This window comes from Aquiflexum sp., from assembly GCF_977115555.1.
Window position 1 is genome coordinate 1 of the sequence record NZ_CDSBKL010000155.1, and the last position, 9,011, is coordinate 9,011.

A 9,011-nucleotide genomic window follows, 5' to 3' on the forward strand; every position below is an offset into this window, starting at 1 on the left:
AAATTTATATAAAAGGACTTAGATTGGAATTAAGCGGATAGATCAGGTGATTTAAGCGAATTAATTCCAAATGATGGGTTCTCGAAATTTTGATATAAAAAACTACAATGTTCTTTTTGTTTTAATCGGTTTATTTTTAAAGGTGGGGATATGGTTTATTTTATTCAAAAACAAAAATCTTGCACAAACTCAAATTTTTCAATTAGTTATGTTTTAGGGCCAACACTTAATTTTCAAATATTTTTCAAATTCAAAGAAATCCCTAAATTGATAAACACATATTTCTTTTGCTCCAAATTAAATATCAAACCATTAGCATTCCCACTTCACCCAAATACCTTGTGAAAGGTATCTGAAAAAATATTTTCCAACCCAAATTCAGGAAATCTAAAATGAAAAAACTTTCGATTCTTTCTATTTTTCTCTTTTCCTCGATGGTTATTTATCCAATTTTTGCTCAAAATGGGAGGAAAAGAAGATATCGCTTATGAAAACTGTAAAGTAATGATGTCAAAATTTGACGAGCTGGGGATCAAATACGCTTATCGGGAATATCCGGGAGGGCACACTTGGCCGGTTTGGAGGAATGACCTTTATACATTTGCTCCCTTGCTTTTTCAGGAATAGCAGACATTGAACTTTGACAAAAAAATAATACAAAAACCCTCTTTTTTCTCGATGGACAATCTCATAGAAATGAATGCAATAATTTTGAAAGAACCTGGACATCTGGAGAGAATTCAAGTTCCCTTAAATTCTGAACTCAAAGCCGGTGAAGTCCTTTTGAAAGTTCATCGGATTGGGATTTGCGGAACGGACTTGCATGCATTTCGAGGGAAGCAACCTTTTTTTACCTATCCTAGGATTTTGGGGCATGAACTTGGCGTTGAGATCCTAGAAATCGGAGCCGATGTTACCGATTTGAAAGTCGGAGACAAATGTGCGGTGGAACCCTATTTCAACAGCAATCAGGATCAGGCAGTCCGACGTGGCAAAACCAACTGCGGGGAAAACATCTCCGTGTTTGGTGTACATGAAGATGGAGGCATGAGAGAATTCATCACATTGCCTGCAAAATACCTCCACAAGTCTGAGACGCTCAGCTATGAACAACTTGCATTGATCGAAACTTTGAGTATTGGTTTCCATGCCATCAAAAGGGCAGATGTCAGCAAAGAGGATAAAATTTTGGTGATCGGTGCGGGGCCAATAGGCCTCGCTACCCTCCAATTTGCTAAAATCAGCAAGGCAAAAGTAGCTGTGATGGACATCAATCAGGAAAGGCTTGACTTCTGTAAAACCAACCTGAAAGTCGATGGACTGGTCCATGCCAAATCAGACCAAGTCATTGAAGACCTGAGAAAAGTCTTTGATGGCGACTTACCGACCGTGGTATTGGATGCCACAGGCAATCCGTTATCCATGAAAAGCACCTTTGACTATGTGGCTTTTGGAGGCAAAATCGTATTCATCGGATTGTACCAGGGTGACTTTACATTTTTTGATCCGCTATTTCATAGGAAAGAAATCACCCTGATGGCAAGCAGGAATTCACTCGGGAGAGATTTTGATGAGATTATTAGCCTAGTGGAGAAAGGTATTCTAGACACCGGACCTTGGGTGACCCATAGGGTACCTTTTCAGGATCTTCCGGAAAAATTTGAATCTTTCCTAAATCCTGAGAATGGGGTGATCAAAGCGATTGTGGAACTATAAGATAAAATCGCGTGAAACTCTTTTGGAACCAAATGGGAAAGTTGATTTTGATTTTTTCAGAACCCAATTATCAATGGTAATCCAATTGTTAAAATGCCTTAAATCATTGTTTCAGAGTAGTTTCTGAATTTTGCTCTTCCTATTTTTATCCTTTGACAAATCATTTAACAATTTTTCTTTTCTACCAATGAAACAAACTACGACAGAAAAAAAACCAATCCTTAAAGAGTGGCGAAATGCCCTGGTCTTTGCAGTCATTTTCGCTACATTGTTTCGTTGGTCATTGGCGGAAGCTTTTGTGATTCCGACGAGCTCCATGGAGAATTCTCTCTTGGTCGGAGATTATATCCTCGTGAGTAAAGTCCATTACGGCCCAAGAACGCCTACCACGCCTTTGCAGGTCCCCTTGACACATCAGAAAATATGGGGGACAGAGATTCCTTCTTACCTAGATTGGATCCATCTGCCCGCATTTCGCCTTCCGGGCATGAGACAGGTAGAAAGAGGGGAAACTGTGGTCTTCAATGCACCAAAAGACCTACTAGATCCCACCGAAAGGCCGATGGACCTCATGACTTATTTGGTCAAGCGCTGTATGGCTGTTTCCGGCGATGTGATTGAAATCAGGGACAAGCAGGTCTTTGTCAACGGCAAACCAATGCCCAATCCTCCGGGAATGAAGTTTCGGTACGAATTGTTGGCAGAATACCCCCTTCAGTCCCATCACATGGCAGCCTTCGGCTTGGACAGTGAAGACTATTGGTTCCTCGGTTATACAAAAGAAAACACACCCTTATACAGCCTATTGCTGACTGCTGAACAGTTGGAAAAAATGGAATCCGCTCCTTTTAAGGTTTCTCTAAACCTCGCTTCCGATACCCCCTCAGGTTTAGAATTGTTTCCTTCATCTATGGCCAATACATGGACGATTGACAACTACGGCCCTTTGACAGTTCCCCAAAAAGGAATGCGCATTGTCATCAATGATTCCACACTAAACTTCTATGGAGAACTGATTGAGAAATATGAAGGTCAGGATGAAGTGATCATTTCCAATGGCAAGTTAAAAATCAAAGGAAAGACCATAGCGCAATACACCTTCCAACAGGACTATTATTTTATGATGGGAGACAGTCGGGACAATTCCATCGATTCGAGGTATTGGGGATTCGCACCGGAAGACCATATTGTGGGCAAACCTGTAATGGTTTTGTTTTCAAAAAATGTGGAAGCCACAGGTCTGGACAGAATCCGATGGGAAAGGATATTTATGGGAATTGATTGAAGCTTGGTTTTGGAGATGAAAAAAAATTAAATAAAAAAAGCAGGTATCGCTACCTGCTTTTTAATGTTTGATGCAGAGAGGAAGGGATTCGAACCCTCGATACCCTTTAGAGGTATACACACTTTCCAGGCGTGCTCCTTCAACCACTCGGACACCTCTCTAGTTTGATCCTTTTCTGAATCGGAGTGCAAAGAAATAAATTAATCGGAGGCTATCCAAACATATCCAGAAAAATAACCTCCAATCTTGACAAGTATCGAGTCTTCATTTTTTTGCCAGACAGAAGACAGAAGTTGCGGGATTTGGAACTTCAACCACTTGGATTGATCTTACTTGGGTTTTTGCAAGCCATTACCCCTTAATTTGGAGGTGACATTTCCCCGGCAATAGGAAGGATCAGCTTTCTTTTGATTTCTGCATCATCGGTTTCATTGCCCAAAAGAAACATCATCTTGGTAACAGCTGCCTCGGTGGTGATATCGCTCCCACTCAATACGCCGATTCTTTTCAAATCCTTGCTGGTATGGTACCTTCCCTGAATCACCCTACCTCCGTTACATTGGGAGACATTGAGGATAATGATTCCCTTTTTAACCGCTTTTTCTAACGAATCAATAAACCACTTCTCGCTAGGACTATTGCCCGATCCATAGGTTTCCAATATTACTCCCCTCAGTCCTTTGATGCTAAAACACGAATCCAATACTTCAGCAGTGATGCCCGGAAACAGCTTGACGATGATCACATTGTTGTCCAGCTTATTGAAAAACTTCAATTTCTTGGTTTCTTCATAGGTTCTGATGGCAGCGAAATTATAATCTATAATAATTCCTGCTTCAGCCAAGGCAGGGTAATTTTCGGACTCATAGGCATCAAAATGGACGCTTTGTACCTTTTTTGACCTATTGCCACGCAACAACATATGGTTGAAAAAAATGCAAACCTCAGGTACTACAGGTTTCCCTTTTGATTTGGCCGTAGCTATCTCCAAGGCGGTCATCAGGTTTTCCCTGGCATCAGACCTCATCGCAGAGATCGGCAACTGCGCCCCGGTAAAAACCACCGGCTTACTCAATCCATTCAGCATATAGCTCATCATAGAGGCAGAATAAGCCATGGTATCTGTCCCATGCAAAATCACAAAACCATCATAGCTGTCATAATTTTCATAAATGATGTACGCCATATCAAACCAATGCTTCATGTTGATATTGGAGGAATCAATCGGTTCAGGAAAGGAAATGACGGTAATTGCTATGTTCATATTGGTCAGGGCAGGAACCTTCTCCATGATCTGCCCAAAGTTGAAGGGGACCAATGCGCCTGATTCATCATATGCCATTCCCAAAGTCCCTCCCGTATAGATAATGAGGACAGAAGAATGCACCGCATTTTTGGCCGCTGTATTGATCCTGATTATTTTATAATTCATAGCTGGAAATGATGAAATACTTTTCTTGAATTTTCTTCAGTAACTGCCGAAACCTGTTCCAAAGTACGCATAGTCAAGTCTCCGACCCGCTGTGCAATCAATGGGATATATTCCGGGGAATTTCTTTTGCCACGATGCGGTATCGGTGCGAGGTAAGGTCCATCTGTTTCCAAAACCAAATGTTCCAAACCAATCTCCGGCAATACCTTATCCAATCCTCCATTCTTGTAAGTTGAAACCCCACCTATCCCAAGCAAAAAGCCCAACTCAATGATTTCCTTGGCCTGCTCCACTGATCCGGTGAAACAATGGAATATCCCTTTCAAATCCTCCGATTTCTCCTCCTTAATAATGGCGATAGTTTCGTCCATAGATTCCCTGCAGTGCAATATAATCGGCCACTTCTTCTTCTTTGCCCATTGGATCTGTATTCTCAGTGACTCTTTTTGCTGCTCAAAAAATGTCTTGTCCCAATACAAGTCGAGTCCTGTTTCGCCAATCCCCGCAAACTCCCTTTTGCCGATCCACTCCTCCATGATGTAAAGCTGCTTTTCAAACTCCTTGTTGACATCGCAGGGATGTAATCCCATCATGGGAATACAGACACCCGGATTTTTCAGCTCCGCTTCCAACATCGCATCGATGGAATCCACATCGACATTTGGCATATAGATTTTTTGAACCCCGTTTTCCAAGGATTTTCTAATCACTTCATCCCTATCAGTATTGTATTTGTCCGAATAGATATGGGCATGTGTATCTGTAAATCTCATCCGTATTTTCTTCCTTTCCAGTCAGTTTTTGACGGCCAAAAATAATAAACTATTGTGGACCATGAGGTAAACAAATAATATATTTCAAAAAGGAACAATGAAGCAATATTCAATTTTTTACCTGTTTTGAGAGAGAACCTGTAAATAAACATGGATTGGATTGCCACTTTAATCAGCCAAACAGTGACTCCTTCAAAAGGCTGTAAAAAACACAAAAAAATAACCGCAGGGAAAAACAAGACTTGTATCGCCAACACAGACCTCCAATACAGCGGCAAATCCATCGCCCCATGCATCCACCTCTTTCTTTGGTCCAACAAACCCTTGAAATTTTGTTGGGGTAATGTCTCTACCAAATTACCAGGAGAAACATGATGAACTGATTCAAAACCTTGCTTTTTGATGGCTTTCCCCATTTCGAAATCCTCTGTCAATGAAAATGGAATACCTTCAAATCCTCCCACCGAAACATACGATTCCTTTGTAATCAACATGTTGTTTCCCATAGAAGTCACAGAGATTCCAAGGTCATTCATCACTTTGACCATCCCCAAGGAAAGCCACCAATCGAAGGATTGTAACCTTCCAAAGAGAGAAGTAGATCCAATACGGGTGATGCCTGTGACTATCCCCGCGTCAGCATTTTTTTGAGCCAAAACCATGGATTTAACCCATTGGGTCGGCACTTCGCAATCTGCGTCGGTAAACAGATATAGATCACCGTTTGCTGATTTTTCCATTTGGGAAAGCGCATTTGCTTTGCCGTTCCTTCTTTTGGAATCTCCTTCGGTCACTTCTATCAAGATTGCATTGGAATGGGTTGAGACCCAATCAGCCAAGATTGTTGCCGTATCATCAGTACTCCTGTCATTTCCAAAAATAAATTGGATCCGGTCTATCGGGTAATCGAGTTTTTCTAAAGAAGTCAGACAACGGGGAAGGTTTTGCGATTCATTCCGGCTAGGAATCAAGATACTGACTTTCGGGAAATCGGGATTTCGGACTTCTGTGTATTTGTTGAAATTCAAAAGAAGCAAAAAGACAAGAAGCGTATCCTGCAAAAGCAATAAAAAAACCAGGACGACTGCCAATCCATAAATCATAATATGCCTGTTTGAAAACCTCTATCCTTTATGAAATCCAGGTAATCCGGTAAGACCTTCTTAACTACCCGCTCGGTTTTTTGTTGGTCGTGAAAAAGTACGATGGATCCATTTTTGGAATATTGCATGGTTTTGGAAAGACATTTCTCGGGACTTTGGTCAGGATCATAATCTCCTGAAAGCACATCCCACATGATGATTTGATATCTTTCGAGGACAAGCTTTGATTGGCTTTTTGATATCTTACCGTAAGGTGGACGAAAGTGGAAAGGATTGATGCCAAGGATATCCTGTAGCGTTTTTTGACACTTTTCAATATTTTCCAGATACAAAGCATCGGGATTTCGGTATCCGTCAAGGTGGTTGAAAGTGTGGTTTCCTATTCCATTTCCTAACTGTAAAACTTCTTTGGCGAGGTTTGGATTTTTTTCCACATTGGCACCTACCATAAAAAAGGTGGCTTTCATTTTTCTCTTTGCAAGTTCATTCAGGACAAAATCCGTAATCCCCGGCACGGGCCCATCGTCAAAAGTCAGGTAAATTGTTTTTTCATCCCTGCTTTTGTTCCAAATGAATTTGTCAAAGACTTTGGGAATCAATGATGGGACATGATGCATCCAGACCATCCTATTGCAGTCTTAAGCTGAGCAAAGTAATGTCATCTCTTTGTTGTCCACCGGTAGAGAAAACCTTCAATTCCTCAAAGAACATTTGATGAAAAACGCCCGGATCAAGGCAAAGGTGGCTTTTGACAAATTGGTTGAAGCGCTCGTCTCCATATTCCTTTTCTTCTTTGTCAAAGCTTTCGGTCAAGCCATCCGTATAAAGATGGAGCGTAAAGCCTTTAAGATGGGCTCTTTTTCCCACTTCCAAAAAAGGTAATTCCTCAAATGCCCCGAGTACAGTTGTCCCGGCACCCAAGGTCTCGGTTCTCTTTTCACCTTCCCAACACAATACCGGTGGATTGTGACCTGCATTGACATAGGTCAATTCCCTTTTTTTGTAATTATAATACCCTAGAAAAAAAGTAATGAAGCGCTCCCCTTTCGTATTGTCAAATATGGTATAGTTCAATTGCTCTACAATCATCTTCAAATCTGACGAACTCCTCAGCAATGTCCTCAAAGCCGCCTGAAAATTGGACATCAGCAAGGCCGCAGGCATGCCTTTGCCTGAAACATCCGCTATGCAGAAAAAAACCTCTTCCTCGGATTTTTGGATCAGGTCATAATAATCCCCGCCAACTGTGGAGTGGGGAATGTAAGTCACTTTGGCCTTGAGCTTGTCCGTTTGCGGGAGTACGGCCGGAAAAAGCATCCGCTGCACATTGGAAGCAATCTCCATTTCTTTATTAAGCCGCTCCTGCTCCAATTGCTTTTTGGCAAACCGCTTATTTTCCAAAGCCACCACCATGATATTGGTCAATGCCTGCGTAAAATCCAGGTCTAGGTCTTCCTTTTCATCTTTCTTTTTGAGAAATAGAATGGCAAGCATTTTCTCTTTGTGGAAAACCGGAAGGTAATTTTCAAGTTCGGAAAACGAAAAGCCTTCAGCCACCTCGATATTCAATTCACCGCTTCCCCTGTCAAAATTTATTTTCTCTGAAGGAATCGCATCAGGGACTTTGCTTTTGATCCCATGGCTTATCTTTTTTTCAAAATGGTCATTATTTGACATGTACAGAAGAATAGACTTGATATTCAAGTGTACAAGGCATGTAAACTTGAAAATATCAAAAAGGACCGCCGCAGACTTGTTTTCATTGATAGCCTGAGTGATCTCCAAGAGCGCCTTGAGCTCCAGTTCTTTTTTTTGATATTTCACTATTTGTACCGTCACGTCGATTTTTTTTTAAACAGCATTATGTTCCATCAGGCCTTTTTTGGTGGCAAGGTAAAACAAATCTTTCCCTTTGGCCTCAAAATCCACAGGGCCGAAAATTTCATCATCCGGTGCAAAAAGACATTTGATCCAGCCTTTGGAATGCAAAGAGCGCAAGGTAACCAAAAGCTTTTGGTCATCCCAATTCAGGGTCTCCTTCAAGAAACTATAGGGCTGGACAAAATACAATTCATCCAGTAAGTCAAACTCATTATCAGTCATTTTTATTTTGTATTGAAACCTAAAATTAAGCCTTCCCAGAAGAATATCTTCCTTTCCATTCAAATTTTACAAATAAAGCCCCGATTCCACAAATCAGCACATACATTGGATGGAAAATTCCTGTAGACAAAAACCAAATGAAATTTGGTCTGACACTGTAACTCCTCAAAACATTTCCCAAAGTGTGGGTTTCAAAATAAATCTTCAAATACCAGATTACTGCGAATACCGCCAAGCCAGGAGTTCCAGCAAAAAGAAGGAAAAAACTTCCAAGGAAAATAACCTGAACCGCTATAGGCAGGACCGCTGCAAAGCTATGGGCAAAAGATTGATGCGCCTTCCATTTTGATGCCCATCTGATTCTTTGGTAAAAAAGATTCTTCCAAGTGGTTTGGGGTTGGGTATATACCAGATTTTCTTTTTGGTAGACGACAGATTCCGGTCCATATTTTTTGGTCATCTTTTTCAATAAAAATTCGTCATCGCCCGACAAATAATTTTCATTCCCCTGATAGCCATCGACCTCTAAAAACGCGGATTTCTTATAAGCCATATTGGCTGCACTGCACATGATGGGAGATTTGAGGTAAAACCCCGCT

The 9,011-nt window shown here is 41.2% G+C and carries 10 protein-coding genes and 1 tRNA gene; 3 read left to right on the forward strand and 8 right to left on the reverse strand.

Features of this window, described 5'->3' with window-relative positions; translation table 11 throughout:
• Positions 1 to 462 precede the first annotated feature (462 nt).
• The 3 genes from ACZFYI_RS10685 (at position 463) to lepB (ending at position 3,001) form a co-directional block, all read left to right on the forward strand.
• The gene (locus ACZFYI_RS10685; RefSeq protein ID WP_462524121.1) at positions 463 to 627 is read left to right on the forward strand and encodes a hypothetical protein; all 165 of its coding nucleotides are present in this window, start codon (positions 463 to 465) and stop codon (positions 625 to 627) included.
• 51 nt (positions 628 to 678) lie between these two features.
• Positions 679 to 1,716, forward strand: coding sequence for a zinc-binding alcohol dehydrogenase family protein (locus ACZFYI_RS10690; protein ID WP_462524122.1), 1,038 nt, complete (start codon positions 679 to 681; stop codon positions 1,714 to 1,716).
• Between the two features lie 187 nt (positions 1,717 to 1,903).
• The gene (gene lepB / locus ACZFYI_RS10695) at positions 1,904 to 3,001 is read left to right on the forward strand and encodes a signal peptidase I (protein ID WP_462524123.1); all 1,098 of its coding nucleotides are present in this window, start codon (positions 1,904 to 1,906) and stop codon (positions 2,999 to 3,001) included.
• A 73-nt stretch (positions 3,002 to 3,074) separates the two neighbouring features.
• On the opposite strand, the gene ACZFYI_RS10700 is transcribed toward lepB, so the two are convergent.
• From ACZFYI_RS10700 to ACZFYI_RS10735, 8 genes are all read right to left on the reverse strand, one after another.
• Positions 3,075 to 3,162 (reverse strand) — tRNA-Ser (locus ACZFYI_RS10700).
• Positions 3,163 to 3,359: 197 nt separating this feature from the next.
• Positions 3,360 to 4,433 carry an asparaginase gene (locus tag ACZFYI_RS10705; protein WP_462524124.1) on the reverse strand — a complete coding sequence of 358 codons (1,074 nt, stop codon included), beginning with the start codon at positions 4,431 to 4,433 and terminating at the stop codon, positions 3,360 to 3,362.
• The gene (locus tag ACZFYI_RS10710; protein WP_462524125.1) at positions 4,430 to 5,206 is read right to left on the reverse strand and encodes a TatD family hydrolase; all 777 of its coding nucleotides are present in this window, start codon (positions 5,204 to 5,206) and stop codon (positions 4,430 to 4,432) included. The genes ACZFYI_RS10705 and ACZFYI_RS10710 overlap by 4 nt, the downstream gene beginning before the upstream one ends.
• Entirely contained in the window at positions 5,203 to 6,309 is a 1,107-nt protein-coding gene (locus tag ACZFYI_RS10715; RefSeq protein ID WP_462524126.1) for a glycosyltransferase, read from the reverse strand. The genes ACZFYI_RS10710 and ACZFYI_RS10715 overlap by 4 nt, the downstream gene beginning before the upstream one ends.
• The gene (locus ACZFYI_RS10720; RefSeq protein ID WP_462524127.1) at positions 6,306 to 6,935 is read right to left on the reverse strand and encodes a polysaccharide deacetylase family protein; all 630 of its coding nucleotides are present in this window, start codon (positions 6,933 to 6,935) and stop codon (positions 6,306 to 6,308) included. The genes ACZFYI_RS10715 and ACZFYI_RS10720 overlap by 4 nt, the downstream gene beginning before the upstream one ends.
• A gap of 1 nt (position 6,936) precedes the next feature.
• Positions 6,937 to 8,148, reverse strand: coding sequence for a PP2C family protein-serine/threonine phosphatase (locus ACZFYI_RS10725; protein ID WP_462524128.1), 1,212 nt, complete (start codon positions 8,146 to 8,148; stop codon positions 6,937 to 6,939).
• Positions 8,149 to 8,160: 12 nt separating this feature from the next.
• Positions 8,161 to 8,412, reverse strand: a complete 252-nt coding sequence (locus tag ACZFYI_RS10730; protein ID WP_462524129.1) for a hypothetical protein — start codon at positions 8,410 to 8,412, stop codon at positions 8,161 to 8,163.
• A 25-nt stretch (positions 8,413 to 8,437) separates the two neighbouring features.
• Positions 8,438 to 9,011: glycosyltransferase family 2 protein (locus tag ACZFYI_RS10735; protein ID WP_462524130.1), on the reverse strand; the 574-nt coding region annotated here is incomplete at its 5' end.